The 21,844-nt window shown below is 52.8% G+C and carries 19 protein-coding genes, 1 tRNA gene and 1 pseudogene; 12 read left to right on the forward strand and 9 right to left on the reverse strand.

Annotated elements, in window-relative coordinates:
- Position 1: 1 nt before the first annotated feature.
- The 4 genes from secD to queA all read right to left on the reverse strand — a co-directional run bounded on the left by secD (position 2) and on the right by queA (position 4,492).
- Positions 2-1,870 (reverse strand): protein translocase subunit SecD, encoded by a 1,869-nt coding sequence (secD, locus tag BW979_RS25590; RefSeq protein WP_047227464.1) that lies wholly within the window; start codon positions 1,868-1,870, stop codon positions 2-4.
- Between the two features lie 63 nt (positions 1,871-1,933).
- Positions 1,934-2,269, reverse strand: a complete 336-nt coding sequence (gene yajC / locus BW979_RS25595; RefSeq protein WP_007956696.1) for a preprotein translocase subunit YajC — start codon at positions 2,267-2,269, stop codon at positions 1,934-1,936.
- A gap of 43 nt (positions 2,270-2,312) precedes the next feature.
- Entirely contained in the window at positions 2,313-3,428 is a 1,116-nt protein-coding gene (tgt, locus tag BW979_RS25600; RefSeq protein ID WP_160891620.1) for a tRNA guanosine(34) transglycosylase Tgt, read from the reverse strand.
- Positions 3,429-3,442: 14 nt separating this feature from the next.
- The gene (queA, locus tag BW979_RS25605) at positions 3,443-4,492 is read right to left on the reverse strand and encodes a tRNA preQ1(34) S-adenosylmethionine ribosyltransferase-isomerase QueA (RefSeq protein WP_025211994.1); all 1,050 of its coding nucleotides are present in this window, start codon (positions 4,490-4,492) and stop codon (positions 3,443-3,445) included.
- A 108-nt stretch (positions 4,493-4,600) separates the two neighbouring features.
- Here queA and BW979_RS25610 point away from each other — a divergent pair.
- The 4 genes from BW979_RS25610 (at position 4,601) to BW979_RS28230 (ending at position 6,621) form a co-directional block, all read left to right on the forward strand.
- Positions 4,601-4,685 (forward strand) — tRNA-Leu (locus BW979_RS25610).
- 390 nt (positions 4,686-5,075) lie between these two features.
- Complete coding sequence (locus tag BW979_RS25615) at positions 5,076-5,405, forward strand: hypothetical protein (protein ID WP_047227462.1); 330 nt, start codon at positions 5,076-5,078, stop codon at positions 5,403-5,405.
- 98 nt (positions 5,406-5,503) lie between these two features.
- Complete coding sequence (locus BW979_RS25620) at positions 5,504-5,908, forward strand: hypothetical protein (protein WP_076386246.1); 405 nt, start codon at positions 5,504-5,506, stop codon at positions 5,906-5,908.
- Positions 5,909-6,282: 374 nt separating this feature from the next.
- Entirely contained in the window at positions 6,283-6,621 is a 339-nt protein-coding gene (locus BW979_RS28230; protein ID WP_155417171.1) for a colicin E1 family microcin immunity protein, read from the forward strand.
- 20 nt (positions 6,622-6,641) lie between these two features.
- Here the strand turns inward: BW979_RS28230 and BW979_RS25625 are convergent, their stop codons facing one another.
- Positions 6,642-7,994: a colicin-like pore-forming protein gene (locus BW979_RS25625; protein WP_047227460.1), complete on the reverse strand. Its 1,353-nt coding sequence runs from the start codon at positions 7,992-7,994 to the stop codon at positions 6,642-6,644.
- 356 nt (positions 7,995-8,350) lie between these two features.
- Here BW979_RS25625 and BW979_RS25630 point away from each other — a divergent pair.
- The 4 genes and pseudogenes from BW979_RS25630 to BW979_RS25645 form a co-directional block, all read left to right on the forward strand.
- A pseudogene (locus BW979_RS25630) lies at positions 8,351-9,382 on the forward strand (DUF927 domain-containing protein); the annotation flags it as partial.
- Positions 9,383-9,473: 91 nt separating this feature from the next.
- Positions 9,474-10,316, forward strand: a complete 843-nt coding sequence (locus BW979_RS25635) for a hypothetical protein (protein WP_047227459.1) — start codon at positions 9,474-9,476, stop codon at positions 10,314-10,316.
- Between the two features lie 65 nt (positions 10,317-10,381).
- Positions 10,382-10,570: a hypothetical protein gene (locus BW979_RS25640; protein WP_047227458.1), complete on the forward strand. Its 189-nt coding sequence runs from the start codon at positions 10,382-10,384 to the stop codon at positions 10,568-10,570.
- Between the two features lie 385 nt (positions 10,571-10,955).
- A complete protein-coding gene (locus tag BW979_RS25645; protein WP_047227457.1) occupies positions 10,956-11,957 on the forward strand; it encodes a hypothetical protein in 1,002 nt (333 codons plus the stop codon).
- Positions 11,958-12,132: 175 nt separating this feature from the next.
- Here BW979_RS25645 and BW979_RS25650 read toward each other — a convergent pair whose 3' ends face one another.
- The 3 genes from BW979_RS25650 to BW979_RS25660 all read right to left on the reverse strand — a co-directional run bounded on the left by BW979_RS25650 (position 12,133) and on the right by BW979_RS25660 (position 15,823).
- Positions 12,133-12,597, reverse strand: a complete 465-nt coding sequence (locus BW979_RS25650) for a hypothetical protein (protein WP_047227456.1) — start codon at positions 12,595-12,597, stop codon at positions 12,133-12,135.
- An 85-nt stretch (positions 12,598-12,682) separates the two neighbouring features.
- The gene (locus tag BW979_RS25655; protein WP_076386250.1) at positions 12,683-13,342 is read right to left on the reverse strand and encodes a hypothetical protein; all 660 of its coding nucleotides are present in this window, start codon (positions 13,340-13,342) and stop codon (positions 12,683-12,685) included.
- A 189-nt stretch (positions 13,343-13,531) separates the two neighbouring features.
- Positions 13,532-15,823, reverse strand: a complete 2,292-nt coding sequence (locus BW979_RS25660; RefSeq protein ID WP_047227455.1) for an AAA family ATPase — start codon at positions 15,821-15,823, stop codon at positions 13,532-13,534.
- Positions 15,824-16,111: 288 nt separating this feature from the next.
- Here BW979_RS25660 and BW979_RS25665 point away from each other — a divergent pair, with 288 nt between their 5' ends.
- The gene (locus BW979_RS25665) at positions 16,112-17,206 is read left to right on the forward strand and encodes a hypothetical protein (RefSeq protein ID WP_047227454.1); all 1,095 of its coding nucleotides are present in this window, start codon (positions 16,112-16,114) and stop codon (positions 17,204-17,206) included.
- Positions 17,207-18,485: 1,279 nt separating this feature from the next.
- Positions 18,486-19,352, forward strand: coding sequence for a hypothetical protein (locus BW979_RS25675; protein ID WP_047227452.1), 867 nt, complete (start codon positions 18,486-18,488; stop codon positions 19,350-19,352).
- 181 nt (positions 19,353-19,533) lie between these two features.
- Here the strand turns inward: BW979_RS25675 and BW979_RS25680 are convergent, their stop codons facing one another.
- Positions 19,534-19,893 (reverse strand): DUF6124 family protein, encoded by a 360-nt coding sequence (locus tag BW979_RS25680; RefSeq protein ID WP_047227451.1) that lies wholly within the window; start codon positions 19,891-19,893, stop codon positions 19,534-19,536.
- 493 nt (positions 19,894-20,386) lie between these two features.
- Here BW979_RS25680 and BW979_RS25685 point away from each other — a divergent pair, with 493 nt between their 5' ends.
- Together BW979_RS25685 and BW979_RS25690 are read left to right on the forward strand one after the other, a co-directional pair.
- The gene (locus BW979_RS25685) at positions 20,387-21,580 is read left to right on the forward strand and encodes a colicin E3/pyocin S6 family cytotoxin (RefSeq protein ID WP_047227450.1); all 1,194 of its coding nucleotides are present in this window, start codon (positions 20,387-20,389) and stop codon (positions 21,578-21,580) included.
- Positions 21,577-21,807 carry a DUF7683 domain-containing protein gene (locus BW979_RS25690; protein ID WP_047227449.1) on the forward strand — a complete coding sequence of 77 codons (231 nt, stop codon included), beginning with the start codon at positions 21,577-21,579 and terminating at the stop codon, positions 21,805-21,807. Before BW979_RS25685 ends, BW979_RS25690 begins: the two co-directional genes overlap by 4 nt.
- The last annotated feature ends 37 nt before the right edge of the window (positions 21,808-21,844 follow it).

Raw genomic sequence — 21,844 nt, forward strand, 5'->3', positions numbered from 1 at the left:
CTTAAATCCACAACTTCTTGAAGTCACGGCCACCATAAATCAGGTTGACCATTGCACGGGTCACCAGAATGGCTGTGAACATCGAGGTAAAGATCCCGAGGGACATGGTCACTGCGAAGCCCTTCACCGGGCCGGTGCCCATGGCGAAGAGAATCCCGCCCACCAGCAAGGTGGTCAGGTTGGCATCGATAATCGCAGTAAATGCCCGGCCGAAGCCTTCGTTGATTGCCCGCTGGACCGACATGCCCGCGGCGATCTCTTCACGAATCCGCGAGAAGATCAGCACGTTGGCGTCCACCGCCATACCCATGGTCAACACGATACCGGCAATACCCGGCAGGGTCAGCGTAGCCCCCAGCAGCGACATCAGCGCCAGCAGCAGCACCATGTTCACCGCCAGCGCAACCGTGGCGATCAGGCCGAAGAAGCGGTAGATGGCGATGATGAACAGCGAGACAAACAGCATGCCCCACAGCGATGCATCGACACCCTTGGCAATGTTGTCGGCACCCAGGCTCGGGCCAATGGTGCGCTCTTCAGCGAAGTACATCGGCGCAGCCAGACCACCGGCACGCAGCAGCAGGGCCAGTTCCGAGGATTCACCCTGGCCGTTGAGGCCGGTGATGCGGAACTGGCTGCCCAGTGGCGACTGGATGGTCGCCAGGCTGATGATCTTTTTCTCTTCCTTGAACGTCTGGACCGGTACGTCTTTCTCGACGCCGTTGACCACTTGCTTGGTGTAAGTAGTGGTCGGCTTCTGCTCGATGAAGATCACCGCCATGCTGCGACCGACGTTGCTGCGCGTGGCGCGGCTCATCAGTTCGCCGCCGTGGCCGTCCAGGCGAATGTTCACCTGTGGGCGACCCTGCTCGTCGAAGCCCGCCTGGGCGTCGGTCACCTGGTCACCAGTGATGATCAGGCCGCGCTCGATCTGCGCCGCCGGACGACCGCCTTCACGGAACTCGAAGCTCTCGGTGGTAGCGCGGGAAGCACCCGGTTCGGCCGCGAGACGGAATTCCAGGTTGGCGGTCTTGCCGAGGATACGCTTGGCTTCGGCAGTGTCCTGCACGCCCGGCAGCTCAACCACGATGCGGTTGGCGCCCTGGCGCTGCACGATCGGCTCGGCCACACCCAGCTCGTTGACCCGGTTACGCACCGTGGTCAAGTTCTGCTTGATGGAGTATTCGCGGATTTCCGCCAGCTTGGCCGGGGTCATCGCCAGACGCAGCACCGGCTGACCATTGAGGTCGGCTGGCACAATGTCGAAATCGTTGAAGTTCTTGCGGATCAGCGCACGGGCCTTCTCGCGTACATCTTCGTCAGTGAAACCCAGCTGAATGGCACCGTCGAGCTGCGGCAGGCTGCGATAGCGCAGACGCTCTTTACGCAACAGGCTCTTGACGTCGCCTTCGTAGACTTTCAAGCGTGCATCCAGCGCTTTATCCATGTCCACTTCCAGCAGGAAGTGCACACCACCGGACAAGTCCAGACCCAGCTTCATCGGATGCGCGCCGAGGTTGCGCAGCCATTGCGGGGTGGTCTGGGCCAGGTTCAGGGCCACGACATAGTCGTCACCGAGGGCCTTGCGCACCACGTCCTTGGCCGGCAGCTGGTCTTCAGCCTTGAGCAGACGCAACAAACCGCCCTTGCCGCCTTCGGCAATGGTCGCGGCCTTCACGTCGATACCGGAGGCCTTGAGCGCAGCGCTCGCACGGTCCAGATCGGCCTGAGTGACCTGCAAGGCAGTGCTTGCGCCACTGACCTGAATGGCCGGGTCATCAGGATAAAGATTGGGAGCGGAATAAATCAGACCGACCGCCAGCACCGCCAGGATCAGTAAATATTTCCACAGAGGGTATTTGTTCAGCATCACGCCGCCCGCTTATGACGCGGGGCGCCTTGCGCGCCCCGTCGATTGAATAGAAGTTGTTACTTAGATCGCTTTCAGCGTGCCTTTTGGCAGCGTGGCCGCGATGGCGCCCTTCTGGAATTTCATTTCAACGGTGTCGGACACTTCCAGTACCACGAAGTCATCGGCCACTTTGGTGATCTTGCCAGCGATGCCGCCGGTGGTGACCACTTCATCGCCCTTTTGCAGGCTGCTGAGCAGGTTCTTCTGCTCTTTGGCACGCTTGGCCTGTGGACGCCAGATCATCAGGTAGAAGATGACCAGAAAGCCAACCAGGAAAATCCACTCGAAACCGCCACCCATTGGCGCTGCTGCAGGGGCAGCGGCATCAGCCATGGCATTAGAGATAAAAAAGCTCATTTAGCACTCCAGTTGCAAGTATTGAATCTTAGGATCGGAAAACTCAGTCCAAGGGCGGAACAGGCAACCCGCGCTTGGCATAGAAGGCATCGACAAAGGCGGCCAATGTACCCTGTTGAATAGCCTCGCGCAAACCAGCCATAAGCACCTGGTAATGGCGCAAATTGTGGATGGTATTCAACATGCTACCCAGCATTTCGCCGCACTTGTCCAAATGGTGCAGATAAGCACGGGAGAAGTTCTGGCAGGTGTAGCAATCGCAGGTCGGATCCAGCGGCGATTCATCATGGCGATGGAACGCGTTACGGATCTTCAGCACGCCTGTATCAATGAACAGATGCCCATTGCGGGCATTACGGGTTGGCATCACGCAATCGAACATGTCCACACCGCGGCGCACACCCTCAACCAGATCTTCCGGTTTGCCAACGCCCATAAGGTAACGAGGTTTGTCAGCCGGCATCTGACCCGGCAGGTAATCGAGCACCTTGATCATTTCATGCTTGGGTTCGCCCACCGACAGACCGCCGATGGCCAGGCCGTCGAAGCCGATCTTGTCGAGGCCTTCGAGCGAGCGCATGCGCAAATCCTGGTGCATACCGCCCTGGACAATACCGAACAGCGCCGCCGTGTTCTCGCCATGGGCGTTCTTGGAGCGCTGGGCCCAGCGCAACGACAGCTCCATGGACACCCGCGCCACATCTTCATCGGCCGGGTACGGCGTGCATTCGTCGAAGATCATCACGATGTCCGAGCCCAGGTCGCGCTGGACCTGCATCGACTCTTCCGGCCCCATGAACACCTTGGCGCCATCCACCGGAGAAGCGAAGGTCACACCCTCCTCCTTGATCTTGCGCATCGCCCCCAGGCTGAACACCTGGAAACCGCCGGAGTCGGTCAGAATCGGACCTTTCCACTGCATGAAATCGTGCAAGTCACCGTGGGCCTTGATCACTTCCATGCCCGGGCGCAGCCACAGGTGGAAAGTGTTGCCGAGGATGATCTCCGCGCCCGTGGCCACAATATCCCGAGGCAACATGCCCTTGACCGTGCCGTACGTGCCCACCGGCATGAACGCGGGGGTTTCCACCGTACCGCGGGGGAAGGTCAGACGACCGCGACGAGCCTTGCCATCGGTAGCAAGCAACTCGAAGGACATGCGACAGGTGCGACTCATACTGTTTCCTCGGGTCCGCGTGGCGCGGGGTTACGGGTGATGAACATCGCATCACCGTAGCTGAAAAAGCGGTATCCATGCTCGACGGCGGCCTTGTAGGCGGCCATGGCTTCGGGATAACCGGCGAACGCCGAAACCAGCATCAACAGCGTGGATTCGGGCAAATGAAAATTGGTGACCAGGGCATCGACCACATGAAACGGCCGGCCCGGGTAGATAAAGATATCGGTGTCGCCACTGAACGGCTTGAGCACGCCATCGCGCGCAGCGCTTTCCAGCGACCGCACACTGGTGGTCCCCACCGCCACCACCCGCCCACCGCGCGCACGACAGGCCGCCACGGCATCGACCACTTCCTGGCTCACTTCGAGCCATTCATTGTGCATGTGGTGGTCTTCGATACGCTCGACCCGCACCGGCTGAAACGTGCCGGCGCCGACGTGCAGCGTCACGAACGCCGTCTCCACGCCTTTGGCGGCAATCGCCTCCAGCAACGGCTGATCAAAATGCAGCCCCGCCGTCGGCGCCGCCACCGCCCCCAAGCGCTCGGCGTACACGGTCTGATAACGCTCGCGGTCCGAACCTTCGTCCGGGCGGTCTATATAAGGAGGCAACGGCATGTGCCCGACACGGTCGAGCAGCGGCAACACCTCTTCGGCAAATTCCAGCTCGAACAACGCGTCATGCCGCGCCACCATCACCGCCTCACCGCCGCCGTCGATCAAAATCGACGAACCCGGCTTGGGCGACTTGCTCGACCGCACATGGGCCAGCACCCGATGACTGTCCAGCACCCGCTCCACCAGAATCTCCAGCTTGCCACCGGAGGCTTTCTGGCCAAACAAACGCGCCGGAATCACCCGGGTATTGTTGAACACCATCAAATCGCCCGGGCGCAAATGCTCAAGCAAATCAGTGAATTGACGGTGAGCCATGGCACCGCTGACCCCGTCCAGGGTCAACAGTCGACTGGCGCGACGCTCGGCCAGAGGGTGGCGAGCGATCAGCGAATCAGGGAGTTCGAAGGTAAAGTCAGCAACACGCATGATGGGGTTCGTCTAGCAGGGCCGGAAAGTCTAGCGGAATTATCAAAAATTCACCATGAAACGTGATTGACCAACGGTAGGCACCTCTCTATACTTCGCCGCCATTGAGCCCTGATGGCGGAATTGGTAGACGCGGCGGATTCAAAATCCGTTTTCGAAAGGAGTGGGAGTTCGAGTCTCCCTCGGGGCACCATCTTAAAGAAAGACCTTGAAATTCAAGGTCTTTTTTTTCGCCTGCAGGAAAGTGGTATTTCGCGACTAACGCAGATCCCAACCAATCCCCCACCCGCTTTTGTGGTGGATGGATAAATCACCGCTCCCCTTTGTGGCGAGGGGATTTATCCCCGCTGGGCCGCGAAGCGGCCCCAGAATACCCAACCTCATGGTGAGGAAGAGCCAGTGGTAAGGAAGAACCGGTGGGGGGGGGAAACCTGTGGCGAGGGAGCTTGCTCCCGCTTGAGCGCGAAGCGCTCACAAAAATGTCACAGCCCCCACCGATGCTCCGAACTGCCACTGCAAAGGCATAACCCATCAACCCAGCTCCACCCCCCCCTTCCCACCCAGTCATTAAGGATTTCGCCCCATGGAATTGCTGCTGGAAACGGTCGCTCTTTACTCGCTCAAGCTGGCTTATGAGACGGAAGGCCACAGCCCGATTTTGCGGGATGATCCGTTGATGGGCAGTTGCGACCGTGAGGTTTTTGAGTTGTTGATACGGCGGGGCGATGTGGCTGGGATTCAGGGCGAAATCGGTCGATGCCTGGATTTAGCTTTGGGGGCGATTGGTGGGGTGGATACGGTGCTGGGCCGAGAGCTGCATCGTCTGACTGCGGATTTCAGGGCAGTGCAGAAAATGGACGACCTTTACGCTCCGCTCATCGCGCTTAACGGTTATGTGAAAGATATCCTATAAACCGCAGCGCCCGTTCCCACACTCCGCGTGGTAACGCATCACGCAACGCTCTGCGTTGCAGACTAAACAGGCAGAACACACTCCTACGCAGGCAATCCATGGACGACATCATCGCAGCGATAGGCAGTTGGCTAACCGAAACCCATGAAGCGAAGCGGCGGATGGTGAGCAACCTGGAAATGCTCTTCTGGATCGCCTTCGGGATTGCCAGCGTGATCGCCGCGAAGGATCACGCTGCGAAACGTAAGGCGCTGATGACGCGAACGGAGCATGCCTTGCCGGAGAAGGATCTCGTCGCGACGTCGTTTAGTGACGAAGAAGGTCGTGCCGTTAAATATGTTGGCACCCTGCGGCGGGTTGAGGGCGGGTATACCGTGGGACTGATTCGGGAGGCTAACGGGGAGCGCACCGAGTCGTGTAGCGAGGTGATGCCGTCGTTGGAGAGGGTTGCGGCTTATCTTACTAGCTGTACGTCGTTTGTTTTGTCGGATTTCAAAGGCTGAAAATGTCGCGGTTGTGGCTTCATTACCGTGTGGTCAGCGACGAGATTCGTGCCCCGATAATCGCATTTGGGTACATTTAGGAAAAATAAAGCATCTCTAAACCTACCATTTAACGATCTCCCTTTTCGAAATATGCCGCCTGCGGTGGGCCAAGGGTATCAACACCGCCAGTTTGAGTCTTGAGATTGGCAGGATGCCCAGAGTAGAATAACGACACCATATAGACATCAGAAGGAATTGAATTCTACATCTTAATAATTACACATCTAATATATTATTTAGCTCAGCAATCAAGACCTGCGAGCGCCGATAAACAACCTACCATACAAGACGTAAAAATCGAACTAAACTCAACATGATTCTCGAGAGCCCCCTTGAACAAAAAATATTACCTTAACAATCTATTAATTTCCCTCAGCCTACTCGCACTGGGCCTAACCGTTTGGTTTTACAACGAGCCGTTATACGAAGCGGTAAACCTTAGCTATCTAGCTATATCTTTCTGCAGCGCCTTCCTTTTTCCTTTTTCCCGAAAGCTTATTGAAGATACATGCTTGCGCTTTACCAGCCGTGAGTTTTGGACAACTGGACTATTGACTGAGAGCCCCGGAAAGAATGGACTCTACGTCATATATTTTTTCATATGCATGGCTACAGCAATACCTTTGGGCGGTGGCTTTTTAATTTATCTCGGGATAAAGAGAGCGGCCTAAATAGACCGCTCTCATTTCTGCTATCGGCTCAAAACCGAATCAAGAGCATCGTTAAACATCTTGACACGTGCATCATTAACAAACGCACTTACCAACGCCATGATGAGACCAAATGCAACAATACCCATAGGGGTGGTAACTGATAGGCCGAATGCAAATGCTATCAGACCCGTCGCGGCTGCACCGGCAAATAGGGTTTCAACTTTCAATACCGTACTGTTCCAGTCACCAGTCTCATAACCTTTTTTTATTTCGACAAGCAGATCCATGGCGTCAATAGCTTTCCCCACGTACCCAAAAGCCTTACCAAAAATATTTAGATTCTTTGCCAACTCGCTCCTATCTAACGACTCAAGAGCGTTAGCAATTGCCGTCCGATCAGTGACATTAAATTTCTTGTTCAGATTATCCTTGTACTGATCGAATGCTCGCAAAGCTTCATCAGCGTTTCGAAGTACTTTGCCTTTCGCATCCTCAGACAGCTGTTGAGCTAAAGTCGACATCTGCGTGCCAAATCTCTCACTTATATCTTTGTAAAAATCAGCAGTAAATTTAATAGCATCCTTTAACTCGTCATCTGCCTTGGCCTTTTCCTCTGCCAATCGCTTAGCCTCTGCTTCGGCTTTAGCCTTCTCTTCCGCCAACCGCTTAGCTTCGGCTTTGGCCTTCTCTTCCGCCAACCGCTTAGCTTCGGCTTTGGCTTTCTCTTCTGCCAACCGCTTAGCTTCAGCCTTGGCCTTCTCTTCCGCCGCTTGGGCTACCGCAATCTTCGTCGCGAAAGTCTTAGTTTTCGCAGTGAGAATTCTAATCTCCTCGGTTAAAACCTTAACATTGTATGCCGCAGTACCAGCCGCGATAAAAAGATTATAATATGCATCCTTATCACGACGAGAGTAAATCCTATTTGCAAAATCGACTCCGTTCTGCTTAAAGTCTTTACTTAAAAAATCCCTTCCAAAAAAAGATCTGGATTTTGCAGTATCACTCTTAGCCTCAGTTTGCTTGGCCAGCAAAAGGGCGTCAATCGAAGCCTTTTTTTTCTTCAGCCCCTGTAGCGATTCATTAACATTTGATCCAGTAGCTGCATTAATTTGAAGTTCAAGATTGGCAGGAATATTTCGCACACTGGCTTTGTATGCGTCTTCAATTGTTTTTAGGGAGCCAGCCGCCACCACAAATATGGAAACTGCCGCACTGTCGTGATCTAGATTTATTCGCAGATCACTAAGCTTGGTTATGGGGCCGACCCCCTTAACCCATGGTTGGGGTTTCGCAATGTATCCACCACCTGGTATCGGTTTGGGCGGCTGCAGCGGCGGCGGATTAGGTGTAATTATGATTGGGGGTAATTCTATGGTTCCGTTTGTAGACATGATGTTCTCCTAATATGAGATCACACTGTTGATCAGTGGGATATCAGCACTGTTAAGGTCTCTATCGAGACCTACGGCTTCCGTGCCTGTGTTGCCCTCCGCCTCTAGAGCTGGGAGCGAACAAGGCAAAAATACTGTATAAAAACACAGCAATGAAATCAACAAAAATATGCATTTATGCATAAATCAATGCATAATCGAGCTTCGTAGGCTCGCTCGATCCGTCGGCAATGCACCTGCAGAGGCACGAATATCGAGTTTGTGGCTAGTGTGGGCGGTGTTGGATAGCTGCGGTTGGGGGGCCGTAGAAGCTATCGATTCGAAATACCGGGGTCAGGAGAAATACATCTGACCCTAATTCCACTCGATTCCTCGTGCTGGATGAAATCGGCATGTGCGACCCGCGCATTATCGGTGAAATTGTGTACATGCTCGGTAACGGAACCGGCAAGGCTCGCGCCAATGATCGAGGACAAGCGGGCCGACAGGTACAGGAATGGCGCTTGCTGTTTCTTTCGACGGGCGAGAAGACGTTGGCGCAGCACATGGCCGAGGCCAACAAGGAGCTGAAAGCCGGTATGGAAGTGCGCATGCTCGCCGTACCAGCGGATGCCAGCAAAGGCCTTGGCATGTTCGATGTGCTGAGTGGTTTCGATGACGCAGCGGCCCTCTCTGACGCGCTCAAGGCTCGCGTAGCCAAATACTACGGCACGCCCCTCACTGCGTTCCTGGCGGCCCTATGCGAGCCCGGGAAAATGCACGGATGGTCCACCATCCTCCGGCGGACTCTGGAAGGCTTCGTCGCCAAAGCCCTCCCCGCTTCGGCCAGTGGGCAGGCACACCGGGCCGCCGCACGCTTTGGGCTGGCCGCCGCAGCCGGAGAGCTGGCGACCGCACTCGGCATCACCGGCTGGCCCGACGGCACCGCGACCACAGCGGCACGTGTGTGCCTGAGCGCATGGCTGAATGAGCGTGGCGGCGCCGGAAACCTTGAAGGTGATGCGATCTTGGCCCGCCTTCGCCAGATCATCGAGCGCTTTGGCGAAAGCCGCTTCACCCGCTGGGAGACCGCCGCCGCGAAGATCGATGAGCACGGGCCCCGCACCATCGACCGCCTGGGTTTTCGCAAAACCCTGGAGCACGGCATGGGCGACACCCTGCACACCACCCACACCTACTACGTGCTGCCCGAAGCGTGGCGATCCGAGATATTCCGGGGCATGAACATCAACGCCGTGAACAAGGAGCTGCTGCACCGGGGTGTGCTGGAACCTGGTAGCGACGGCAAGGCATCGAGCTTGATCCGGTTGCCCGGTCTAGGCCCGCAACGTTGCTGCATCGTTAAGACGATACCGGGAACGGATGAGAGCGAGGCTCGGGCTGCCTGACGGCATCCCCACAGATCGAGGTAGCGCCGGCTGATTCCCGGCCTCGCCAGCCGCTCAACCCAACCCAATCGAATTACACAGAGACGAAACAATGAACAACATCCAAAAACTGAAAGACCGCCGTGAACGACTGACCTCCGAAGTGGAACGCTTGCGAGCCGAACTCTTGCACTATGAGACCGCCCTAGCCAGCCCCAAATCTATCGAGCGAGGCAGGGAGCGGGACGTGCAGGATCAGTACGCCGACCGGAAAAGAAAATGTGATTCACTGGACTTTGAAATTAATCGGTTGAGTCAAAAAATTGTTCGACGCGAAAACATCGCCAATCACGAAACCCTGATGGCGGGCTACCGCGACGCCATGGCGACCTGGAAGGCCGACGAGCACGAGCTCAACGAAAAGCGCCAGAGTGTCAGCACCCGCCTAAATGAAATCCGTCAGCAAGCCACAGACGAAATGGCGAAGGCACGTCAGGCTGAGACCGAAGCGGCGACAGCCTACGCTCAGGCTGTCGCGTGGGGCGACACCGATGGCGAGAAGACCGCTAACGCTGACGCTCAAAAAGCCGCTAAAAACCTCGCGACGGTAGCCGAGCAAAACCGTCGTCAGCAGCTGATCATCGGCGCTCTCGAACAAGAGCTGGCCACCATCGATCAGCCCATTTCTGAAGCGAAACAAGAACATCAGAAAATTGAGAACAAGGCGCTGCACCTCGCAAACGCGGTGCTTGAAGAGAAGTGGAATGAGGCGGCCCAGGCATTACTTGATGTTGGCGGGCAACTTTGCGCGGCGCGTCGAATGATCGACCGGGATCCTGTTGCACTGCTCAAGCTCAACGTTCCAGAGCAAGGCGAAAATTTCAGCAGTTGGGACTGGAGTGACCTGTCGGAGCGCTCAGTGCGGTACAAGGTGAAAGACGTGCTGGCTTTGTAAGGCACCGCCCACCTGAAACAGCCCACGTGTGTGGGCTGTTTAAACAAGGCCCAAGGATCAGCACTATGAACACTGCGATGCAGAACAGCCCCAGTCGTACCGAAACGCTGAAGGCGAGGAAAACCCATCTGAGCGGTCTGCTCAAGCTCATGGGCTCTCGCTGGGGGAAAAGCACAGCAATACAAAGCCTCACCGCCAATGCGATCAAAGCGGAACTGAGTCTCATCGATCAGCAATTGAAGCACCGAAGTTAGGGCGCGGTGGAGGACCTAGCCGGCTTCCGCTGCCTGCTCAATAGGTAGTTGGCTGAGCCGGCAGGTTTAACTGTTCAGTCCCACCATCACATTGGTTTGAAAAGGCAGTTTTCGGCCAGAATCTGACATTAATGAACTGAAACGCTCAGCCCATGATTGAGCGTAGACACACTGCTGATGACTTCGTATTCTCGGAAAAGATTTTGTCCTAATTCTCTTTTGCCCTTCTCGCGTGACTAGCGCTTGGAATAACGAGCCAAAGGGTTATGCTTAGACAAATAGCGTTATACGGCAAAAGTGCCCGAAAGAATCGGCCATTTCTGCCTACCAATTGTTAGGTTAGGTTGGTTTTTAGGGCGATTAAAATGCGTTATGGCAGGCATATATGAAACACTGGACTGAGCCAAATGGGATACTTTTAATTCAAGTCCCAATCGATTGGCAGTACCTTAATTCAAGCCTTGACGATTATGAAGAGAGGTCGCCTTACGGGTTTCAGCTTTATGAAGACCCCGTAGGCTGCTTTCAGCTAAGTTGCTATCCGTTGAGCGAGCTTGCGCCTAGCATCGCTAAAGCTAATCCAAACGGAGTCAGAAAGTTAAGCTGGAAGGAGTCCAGGGAAGATGATTCCGACTTTTGCACACATCTGTTCTTCGGAGCTTATTATGATCAAGCATTGATAGGTAAGTATATCTACGATGCGGGCCTTGAAGGTGACCAGAGGATTGATGAACAGCTTGCAATTGTGAACAAAGTTCTATACTCAGTTGTGATCGTCCCAGAGAGTGATCGTAAACTGGCTGCTGATCTCGATAAATTTGATCGTTTCACAGGATCTCTTGCGGCGTCACACGACCTTCTATGCACAGCAATTGACGCCGTGGCATGCATTGAGATTATTGCGATTGCAGCGAATCAAATAGATGCATATTTAAGATTGAGCCTGGTAATTGCAAAGCAGCTGAAGGAAAAGACGAATGATATCGAAACCAGATACCTTTACCAGGCAGATGGAGAAAAGGGAATAATGGAGAGGAAGGTCTTCGAAGATGCTTTAAAATCTCAAATAATTGATTTGGAGACTTTCGATAGTCTGAATGAGCTCTACAATTTGCGAAATCGTGTTATCCACCGATACATAATCTCAGATATCAAATCGCGTGATCTTGTCGCGATTGCTGGAAAATATTTGAGTGCTTTGGAAAAAACACGTCTAATCCTTCGCGACTTCGAGCAGAGACAAGCGATCGTGCCTTATGGGGTATACGGAACGAAGTTTGGTAAACCCCCTGTTACGGACGACGCCGTAAGGCGCTTACATGCGAGCGCAAATGACAAGCATCTTCTTGAAAAATATAAAAGAAGCGTAAGCAACAGAAAAAAATAACAACACGTTGCAGGTCACGCCTTGACCCGCTGCGCACTTATTATTAACGCAAAATCGGTCATCCCCTCAAAACACTGGCATGTGCGTCAGTGACCGTTTACGATCCTTTGCAGACATTCATAAAGAGCTAACCGACGCAATCTTCATAGCAAAAGCGGACCACTTTAACTGCTTGTTATAAATGATTTCCGTAAATAGCTTCAGCCAACCCAACATGTTTATCTTTTATTGCTCTGAGCACGACTAAGGATTTAGTGATCAATTGTTCGCTACGGTCGGGGTCAAACCACCGGCCATTGAATTTTCCGCCATGATATAAATTATTTCTAACTCTTCTGATGTGAGAGAACAGTATTTGTGGTGATCTTTCGTTGTTCGGGACTTCTTGCCAGGAGATTGTGCCCTCGCAGATCACCTGCTTCTTAGGTGGATACTCGAATAGATAGTTAATAGCGGCTGTGAACTCTTCGCTCGCGTCACCTAATATCAAGGGTCCAATCTCATTAGAAAATTTATCCCAATCGGGCTCTGCTTGACCACCCGAGCCGGAACGGGAAAAGTTCATTGCCTTCAATGCATATTCATATTGCGCGAAAAGCTTGAAAAAATTGAAGGCTAGTGCGTCTAAATGCGCTACCATGTTTTCTCCTTAAATGCCTAACGTTCAAGTTAAAGGGGCGGTGGCACACCGTACCAGTGCGCGAAACGAACGGCTTGAGTGCTTCTTACAATCCATACCCGCCACCTAGTACTGATTTAAAGCTCCTGAGTTGCTCCATACTAACCCTATCTTCAAACGCATTCTGACCAACAATCCGAACCATCCTTGAGCAAATTGCTGAGTACTTTTCAATCCAGTAGCTTTTTTCTAATTCACCCAGCCACTGATTATCTTTTACGGCGGAAGGAAGCCCATCTAAAAGACCAATATAATACCTTATAGAGTTGGCCAGTATTGCTGTGTTATGTAGCAGTGACAATATTGCTTCGCTAGAGTCTTCCGTTGTCGCAATTTTGCTGTCGGAAAGAGCATTAATAACATTTCTCAATGGGCGACCATAGTACTCGCCACCAAAGCAAACGTTATTAAAGGGCGTCTCTAGCTTTTTTTCAAGCTCTGTGTCTAGTCGAGAAAGTGTTTCGCGGGCCAACAGCAATTTATGTTGATATGCATTTGAAGCAAAGCTTTTATATACCATATAGCCTGCTAAGAGCGAGGCTGCAGGAGCCAAAACCCCACCAATATATGAGCCAAAACCGCCCCAGTCTTGAGTATTTGAACTAATACGGGCGCTTCCTCCTGCATGCATTGACAAGAAATATGATATTCCTGCTACGACAGACACAGCAATAAAAACCCGAAAGGCAAATCTAAACTCTCTCAATATCACTCCTTGGATTATAACTAAAATTAGCGGGCAAGATCCGTCGTCGAGTATTCCATGCGAAAGGCTACCGTTCCGCCAGCAGAGTGTCCACCGGCCGCTTTTGGCCGAAAGCAGCCGGTTACGGCTGGTAGCTTTCGACCAGAACGGCCACTCGCTAGCCTGGTCAGATCGTACACCGAAGGCGCATCATACAGCTCCCCGATAAACCAGAGTCAGCGCTCTCTGACTATAAGTAAGAAGTTCGGATGTGGTGACCGGTAGAGTTTCGCAGATCCCAGGATTAGTATCGTGATGAAATTGGCCGGCGTAGCCGTTGATGTCCTTCAGTTCCTCCACAAGAGGCGAGACGTAATTTAAGGGGTCAGTGGGAAGGACAGTCCCTATATGTGCAAGTATCCCGCCAAACATCAGGTCTCTCGGCACTAGCCCGGGAAATCGTCTGTGCAGGTATCCTTCGAGAAAAGGGCGGATCGCTTTAGCTACCATTCTGCTATCGTGGGCCGTACCAGCACAGAACTCCATTAGCAAACGGTGGTGTCTGTAGAAGGATGATTCACACTCTTGCTCCACGTTGAATTTCGCTAACTGGCTATAGCCGTCAATCGAGTGCTGCAGTTGCAGAACCTCTAGGGCAGGTACGCCCTTTTGGCTGAAGGCCTCTTTCAAATCCCGGACGAAAAAAGGGTCATGCGCCAGCACGATAAGCTGCTCGGCACGGGTGCTGATGAAGCGAAGTATCTCTTTGGTCTGAGACTTGCGATTGGCGTCCAGGCTACACATTGGATCATCAATCACTACAATTTTTTTTGCCAAATCCGCATCTGAGTTTACCGTGGCGATGAAGAAGGCAAACGCCAATGTCCGCTTATCCCCTTCACTTAGGGCGGTAGCAAATTTGGGAGTACCGTCGAGTGTAATTGACATTCCACGAAGCGATAGACCGTATTCGCTTCGTAAGCCACCTCGGAAATTAGCATCCATTTTTTCAATGCTGAAAGATGCCCCAAATTTTGCCAAAATCTGGTTAATTGTTTTTTGGAAAGCGGTTAGTGTTGCCGTCATCTGATCATTGAGGGTGGCGCGTGCAGCCTTCTTCTTGGACTCCGCTTCTTGCGATTTTTTCTTTGCCTCAGTGAGCAACGCCAAGAGATCTGTTACTTCTTTTCTTCCGCGCGTCACGCTCAATTGTAATCTCAGCACCTCTTGATTAATTGCGCCGACATTTTCCGTAGTCAACCCTCCACGGAACTCATTAATCAGTAACCGTGCATGTTTGATCTGGACATTAGTCTCCCGGATGTGCTTCAACATAGTGTTCCACAACTGCTGAGCGTTGGATTTCTCATCATCGCTACCGATAGCGATTGGCTCTAGCGGCTTGTTCAATTTGGCGCGAACCAGGCTCAGCAGGCTGTCCCTTACGGCGCCGATATCTATTTTGGCTTGTTCTATAGCGAATGTAGGACTATCGATTTTAACCTCCCCCGCCCATAAAGCGATGGAAGCACAGGCGTTGGCAGTTGCCATCGCTAACCTATCAATCACAGCCTCGCCGGTTCGCGTTTGGACTCCTCGCTCAAGCATCGACACGCTACTTTTGAGTTTCTCGTACTCCTTGTTGAAATGAGTTCGGTAGGCACGTACCAATTCGACACCAGTAGTGGTTTGATTGCAGTAAGGACAAACTGCTCCATTGTCGAACTCCTGACCTTCACTGATCCATCGTTCAATTGAGGGGCTGCGTATGTGAGCAATATGTGCTGAGACTTTCTGTTCTGCGTCCTCCTCAACGTTTTCCAGGGAAAGATTGAGGATCTTGAACAGGGCATCTAAGTCTAAAGATGGCTCTTGAACCTCCTCTGGGAGGGGCCTCTTAAGAACGGCGTCTATGTTTTGTGCGACCTGTACGCGTTTTCTCAGGATATCAATCTGTGGTTGTGCGAGTGACTCCATAGTTGGTGTCAACTTCTGGAATGCTGGAAAGAGCATGCCTTGATGATAGCCAGCTAGTTGTGCCGTAACCCGAGCAAGCTCGGCATTGGCTTCCGATGAATCTTTAGTAGCTTGCTCTTCCCCGGACCTCGCTTTTACGGCGGATGTACCCAATGCAAACTGCAAGAGGCTCTTCCGTTGACCAGGCGATACGACGCCCCCGGAGTGCACATTTTTTTCTATGAACTCGGCGTCAAACACAAGAAGCTCTGGCCTTGATTCTGACCATTTGCCGCTGGTTAAAACGACCTTGTGGCCACTACCGAATACCAAAGATACATCCGGTGTAATCGAGCCATCGATTGTCTTCCGGTCGAGAAGTGCTGAAGCATCTCCGTCAGCAGCAGATCGCAAAACGCTAGCTAAAGTGGATTTACCGCGTCCATTGTCCGCATAGATCAACTGCGTTTTGGAAAGCTTGAGAGCTTTGCCGTCCACATCGTGAAGTAGCCCGATACCGCGAATCCATTCAATTCTTTCGAGCACGATTGCTTCCTTTCAGTGGCAACTGAGGAATGAGATACACCAGTGTAGTCTCTGTGGGACAGTGCGCCATGGTCGCTATTCGACCCAAAGTGGCTGGGAGTTGCCAGCAGTAGTAGACTGGAGGCTGCCGTTCACTCAGAGGTGCCAGTTGGCCCAAAACGGATTGGCCAATCCTTGGCAGAACGGGCCTCTCTACGAGGCAGACATGACTAGGGACGAAGTACCTACCTAGTGGGCCTCAGTTTAAGACTTGGAGGTGTCTGTGGAACCAGGGAGGATTCAATCAGCATGACCGCCATTCACACTCTTAACGCTCGCGGTAACGTGTTGCTCCCAGTAATGCGAGAGTGCTTTGCCCTCAGCGATGCGCGCACCTTTGCTGAAATCCAACATTTTCATAATGATTGCGTCAGCATCCTTCGAACCAAGGGCATCGTCTACGCATCGCTCAGGGCCGCACTGACCCCGCAGTCAACAAAACACGAGGCTGCATTCCTTTTCGATGAGGAGCGCTGCACCCACAGCTACTCGCCTGGAGTGGAATGCGCCGAAGCGCTCTTTGACGCACTGGACTCCAAAACGACTCACAGCATTCTGGGCGGGGAGCTTTTCGGTTCGAGCGATAAGCTTGCGCGCAAGCTGCTGGATCCCATAGTGGCAAGCACGAAACCGAGTTTTCGTCTCCCCAACACCTGTTTCGTCTTGTACGTAAACAACCTGTCCGAAGGCGCTGTTGCTGTCATCGATTCCAAGCTTCAGCAGCATCCAGCTTACGTGGGCTACATGCCGTGCACATACTCGAGCAAAGCTAAAACATTCATCTCGCTAAACCTGATGAACTTTGTGATCAAGCACGGCAACACGATCATCATGGCGCACGAAGACGACCGGCCGAATACGCAGGATTACAACCTGCACATGCATGACTACGTGAAACAGGGCTTCCGGCTCAGAAGTATTCAGTCAATGTACTTCAACACCTTCCTCTCTTACAAACCCGAGCGCCTGCTTCTCGATGCCTCCGACGATGACCTGGAGATTGCGCTAAGGGCCATGTCTTCTGTCGTAGCACCGCTGGCGAAGTTCACCGTCTTCATTGAGGATGCCAAGTTCCAGCAATACCTTCAGACCACGAAGCTAGGAAAGCTGGAAAAGGCCGGCTTGGCAGGTCTGACGAAGGCCGAGCTCGCCGTCGAAATACGGAGCAAGCTGCGAATGAACTACCTGTACAACCTGGAGTGGGTGAACCAACCCACCCACCAGCTCAGCAAGTTCAACATCCTGCTGGAGTTCCCGCGAGTTGGCGGCCACCCGGAACGGGTAGTTGTGGCCCTAGAATACCGCCCGGTTGAACGCATCCTTCGCCTTCTCACCATCACCTAACTATTCCAAGCATTCAGAGCCCGGAGCTTGGGCTAAAGCGGCCCTTCTAGCGTCACGGATCAAGCTGCATGACGGCAAAGCACACCAATTGGGATTCACGGAACCGGCGAAATCAACGGCATCCCTTAGGTAGGTAATTTGCCTATCAACACGCGGATCGCCGCAGTGGCAGAGGATCACGCCGTGTTGCTCACCGCGCGACGAAATCAAAGAAAACTCAAGTTTCAGTTACTCCACCTCCCACCACGTTCTCGATGCCCTGGACTTTGCCGCTGATTCAGAGGGCATTCACCATTTTCGAATGGCATGTAAAGGAAGGCTTGGATGCGTTTAAGTTCCAGTACGACCTGAAATACTGGCCCGATGCCTCAGGGATGCCTGAGGAGCCCCTTTCAGTCTTGAGCAAATCAGCCCGCTTTTGGTCGACAGCTGGCATTCGAAACATGTCTATCAAGGCGTAACACATAAAATTTGCGTAACACTCGAAACAGATTCGCAACCACCGTGATGTAACTTATAAAAATTCTCATTAAATCAAATAGTTATGTATATTCGTTACACTTGTAACCTCTGCATCACTCCTTAAACGATTCCCCCCCCCCCTAGCATGGGAATGCCATCAGCGAGCGAACATCTTCATGACTCCTTGGGGTAGGTGATTGATCATCGCATCTGAAAAAAGACAGAAATTGCTAGGGTCCCTGACGATATTGAGGAGTCACGGGGTCGGAAACCCGCGTGATCGTGTTAGCGAAAAAGTGCACAGCTTAGTGAACAGGTGAACCTGGTGAACTGGTGGTTCACCTATGCATTTGCCCTATCGCTTGGTAGCTTGCCGGGGCCCCTGGGCATTTCGAATGGGTACGGGGCAAAGAACCCCCAGCAGCTTGTTAGCGACCGAGTTTTCTACGTCGGTTGACAGGTTGACGTGGTTGACACCATCCCCAAGGTTGACCGGGTTCAACCGTTCGCTATCAACAACACAATGGCTCACCTTTACCGTTGCGGTAACGATCCCCTTTTTTCGTCAGGATCCTTTCAATTTCAACGTTGAAATTTCAGTAAGGTCCAATCTCTGTCGCTACCAAGATCCCGCGGGTTTCCGACCCCGTGTAGTAGCCGACTCACCAGGGTCCCCAGCCGTTTTTTGGATGCTCGTAGACACAAAGATTCCATAGAGGTAGCTTCTCATCTGGGGAGAGGCACTTGACTACGCCGTTGCTGAGATATCAAGCGCATTTCGAGCAGGCTGACAATAAACTTAGGATTTAAATAGAAAATGGATTGGACAGTTCCTTACAGCCTAGGCATATCTACAAAGTCCATTAGGAAGTTCCTTATTGAGGTCGCGTCACTCGAAGCTGAAATTGCTTTTTCAGGTTTATACGTAGCTAGAAAACTAGATGACTTTAGCAGCGTTACGGCATTGATGGATGAATTCCCTCAGACCTTTAGCTCCTTCAAACGAAATATTGCTTCAATCGACAGAGAAACCTTTTCAATACTAGATCTATTAGAAAAAGACTCACTACTAGTAGAGCAGATTTCACTAATAAATCTAAAACTACAAATGTCCCGCCCTCCAACAACTTCCTCTCTAATCAAAAGCTTTGCCAAGTCTTTAACCTACTTCACGTCATTCACAAACGCAGAAACCAAGCGTATATTCGGCGAGGAGAGCATTTCGATTGAAAGAACCATAATCAATTGCGACAGACTTATTTCGGCACTCAATACAGCAGAAGTAATCATTCGCCACCGAAACATTCGCGACAATGAAATATTTAAACCGTCACGAGTAAAAGAAAGCATTGTGGTGGATTTAATAGACAAAGCGTCGGATCAATTAGATAATTCCACTTCGCTAAATCCGGAAACCAAACAATTAATTAACGAATATCTTGCTGAGATAAAAGCAGAGGCACAGTCTAAAGCACCTAGGTGGCAAAATATTATAGGATCCCTCATGATTGTCGCGGCGATCACTAGCGGTCTGTCAGACGCACCAGGAGCTGCAAAAACTTTAGAATCATTGATTCAGTATATTGTTGGGGTAGCGGCAATCAAGCCGGAGGCGCCCTTCCTCCCTTCCCCTACCGATGCAGAACGCATAGGGGTAGACTTCTTCAATGGAGTGGATACGTAGCGAACCGCGTAAGCCTAGTGCTGCAACAATCGAAAATTTGTATCCCTACGTGTATCCCTGATTCGAAAAGCCAGCTAGAGACCAGATTTTATATAGACCTTTCTGGTCCCCCTCGGGCACAAAAAAGGCCTTGCTAGGCAAGACCTTTTTTTCAATACAGGCGACAAGTAGCACTGCCGCCCTACCTCACCTCAACAATATCCAACGCTCGATTCGCCAACAGCTCACTCACCTCAATCACCTGCAAAATCCCCAACGCAACACTCCGCCTTGACCCATCCAGATCAAACGCCAAATCACTGATCATTGCATTCGCCGAAGCCAAGTTCTCACTCAGATTCGCAAGCAAACACTCAGAATCCACACTCGGATCAATCCGTAAAATGGAGTCGGACTTGTCAGACGTTTCGTTCTTAGGCTTGGGCTTCAGATAAAAATCCAACGCTCGCGTGGCAGCGTCGTCGATTTTCTTGTTGCGGGCGGACTGGGCGCGGGACGTAGGTTCGTCTGCCGCAGGAGGATTCGGAGTCACTTTTGCCATCGTCTTGCTTCCTGTAGTTGGAGCCACCACCCGCTCGCGACTAAACGATGGGAGGCAGCTGTACGCAGGTTAGTCGACCGGGGAAACAAGAAACCGGCGCGTCCGAGGACGCCCTGCGCACAGCCACCATCAAGTGCAGGATGGGAATCCCGACTGGATGACGCCTTGCACAACCTGTTTCACCCTGGGCGACTAAACCCGATCACTGATGAGCAGTGACAGGTCCCAAACTACCGACGCAACCCAAGGCGAACAAGCCGGCGGATTCTGGCGTAGTTGTAGGCAAAGGCGCAAGGCGAGGTCGGCTGGCGAGTTGCGGGCGCCCAATGTCTGACAGCCCGATCTGACGCTTCGGATTGTTCCGGGCCTCAAATATCCAGCCCTACCGGTATTGAGGAAACCAGAACAACCACTTCAAGAAACCTCCTACATCGCGCCCCTCTCTTCCCGCGTTAGCGTCTGTCCTGCATTTTTTCCGGACGAGACTCACTACGTGGCGGCACGCAAAAACGACATCCCCCAGGTCCGAAACCCGCCCAGCGGCGATGGGCATCACGTCACTTATCGGGACATGACCGCCAGCGAACTGGCCGAGCGCGCCACCCGGCAGCGGGCTTATGAAGCCATGCTTACCCGGCAAGCAGGCTATGAACAAGCGCGCTGGGCCGCGGAGGATAACAAGCCTTTGTCCACCGCTACAGGATGCGTGTTTGCCAAGAGCTGCAAGCTCCCCAACGGCATCATCGATTACAGCGACCCCAACGGCTACGTGCCGGCAGATCTGGTCAAGCAATACGGCGATCTCATATGGCTCGGCGGCCGGAGCGCCGACCCATCCGGCACGATTCCCCTCAGGCGGATCGGCGCAGGCACGGTGCCCGTTACCTTGGGCAGGCTCGCGCTGGGCGGTTCGGCAACTTCCACGGCTGCGGCTGCCAGCGGCACCGTCGGCGCAGCCCTGCTGACCGGCATCGCCGCCCTGCTCTGGCCGTCCAATCTGGGTGACAGCGCGCTCTACAGCGAAGACCAGTTACGCAACCTCAAACAGGCCCGCAGCCGCGTGCGCTTGAGCATCGAGCAGCAGGCCGATGGCAGCCTCAAGGGCTACGGCTTTTACACCGGCCAGAACCGCGATTGGGAAATGGTCGACGTCGTTCAGTTCACCCCGCGAGCCGATCAGTTCATCGCCGACCTGGGGGATGGCATCGAACTGATCTGGACGCCGGTTACCAACCCGTCCGACACCCTTGGCATTCCCGCTCTGGAAGCGGCGCCTCAGGCACCACCTATTTGGATCTACCCACCGACGCCGATGGCCGACAGCATCATTGTCGATCCGATCTATCCGCCGGAGTATAGGGATTTCATTCTGGTGTTTCCGGCGGATTCGGGGGTTCGGCCGGTTTATGTGGTTTTGAGTGTTCCGGGGGATCACAAGTACTACCCTGCTCCATCGTCACTTCCGGCGTTTCCAGACGCAACGTCTGCCCCATTAAAAACTGCTGTACGTGGAGGAGGTAAAAAACGCCGACGATGGAAAGATCGCTCAGGAAAAATTTATGAATGGGACTCACAGCATGGCACCGTAGAGCTGTACACAAAACAAGGTAAACACCTTGGTGAGTTCGATTCTGAAACGGGTGAACAAACAAAACCCGCAAACCCATCAAGGAGGGTAGAAAAATGAAACACGTTATTGAAATTTTCGACAAAACGTCCGAAGAGTTGTTGCAGAGCGTGGAAATTCCACAGTCGTATTCAGCACAACTCGCTGAGCTGATGGGCTGGACACAACCTGACGACCCATATGATGGCTATGATCTTTCACCGGAGCAGATAGAAACATTAGAGAAATGGACCCATACCACATTGAATGGCGACAACCGCATCATTCAAATCGTCTGTCTTGAATAAAGCCAAGGAGTACTCTGGCGGCTTCGCCCAACACTTC

The organism is Pseudomonas sp. A214 (assembly GCF_900156295.1).
GTDB classification, from domain to species: domain Bacteria; phylum Pseudomonadota; class Gammaproteobacteria; order Pseudomonadales; family Pseudomonadaceae; genus Aquipseudomonas; species Aquipseudomonas rhizophila.

Coding starts and splice junctions, on each gene's coding strand:
- BW979_RS25675 (WP_047227452.1), top strand. CDS start 18,486: ATGGATTGGACAGTTCCTTACAGCCTAGGCATATCTACAAAGTCCATT.
- yajC (WP_007956696.1), bottom strand. CDS start 2,269: ATGAGCTTTTTTATCTCTAATGCCATGGCTGATGCCGCTGCCCCTGCA.
- BW979_RS25640 (WP_047227458.1), top strand. CDS start 10,382: ATGAACACTGCGATGCAGAACAGCCCCAGTCGTACCGAAACGCTGAAG.
- BW979_RS25635 (WP_047227459.1), top strand. CDS start 9,474: ATGAACAACATCCAAAAACTGAAAGACCGCCGTGAACGACTGACCTCC.
- BW979_RS25665 (WP_047227454.1), top strand. CDS start 16,112: ATGACCGCCATTCACACTCTTAACGCTCGCGGTAACGTGTTGCTCCCA.
- secD (WP_047227464.1), bottom strand. CDS start 1,870: ATGCTGAACAAATACCCTCTGTGGAAATATTTACTGATCCTGGCGGTG.
- BW979_RS25645 (WP_047227457.1), top strand. CDS start 10,956: ATGAAACACTGGACTGAGCCAAATGGGATACTTTTAATTCAAGTCCCA.
- BW979_RS25615 (WP_047227462.1), top strand. CDS start 5,076: ATGGAATTGCTGCTGGAAACGGTCGCTCTTTACTCGCTCAAGCTGGCT.
- BW979_RS25625 (WP_047227460.1), bottom strand. CDS start 7,994: ATGTCTACAAACGGAACCATAGAATTACCCCCAATCATAATTACACCT.
- BW979_RS25620 (WP_076386246.1), top strand. CDS start 5,504: ATGGACGACATCATCGCAGCGATAGGCAGTTGGCTAACCGAAACCCAT.
- tgt (WP_160891620.1), bottom strand. CDS start 3,428: ATGTCCTTCGAGTTGCTTGCTACCGATGGCAAGGCTCGTCGCGGTCGT.
- BW979_RS25680 (WP_047227451.1), bottom strand. CDS start 19,893: ATGGCAAAAGTGACTCCGAATCCTCCTGCGGCAGACGAACCTACGTCC.
- BW979_RS25690 (WP_047227449.1), top strand. CDS start 21,577: ATGAAACACGTTATTGAAATTTTCGACAAAACGTCCGAAGAGTTGTTG.
- BW979_RS25650 (WP_047227456.1), bottom strand. CDS start 12,597: ATGGTAGCGCATTTAGACGCACTAGCCTTCAATTTTTTCAAGCTTTTC.
- queA (WP_025211994.1), bottom strand. CDS start 4,492: ATGCGTGTTGCTGACTTTACCTTCGAACTCCCTGATTCGCTGATCGCT.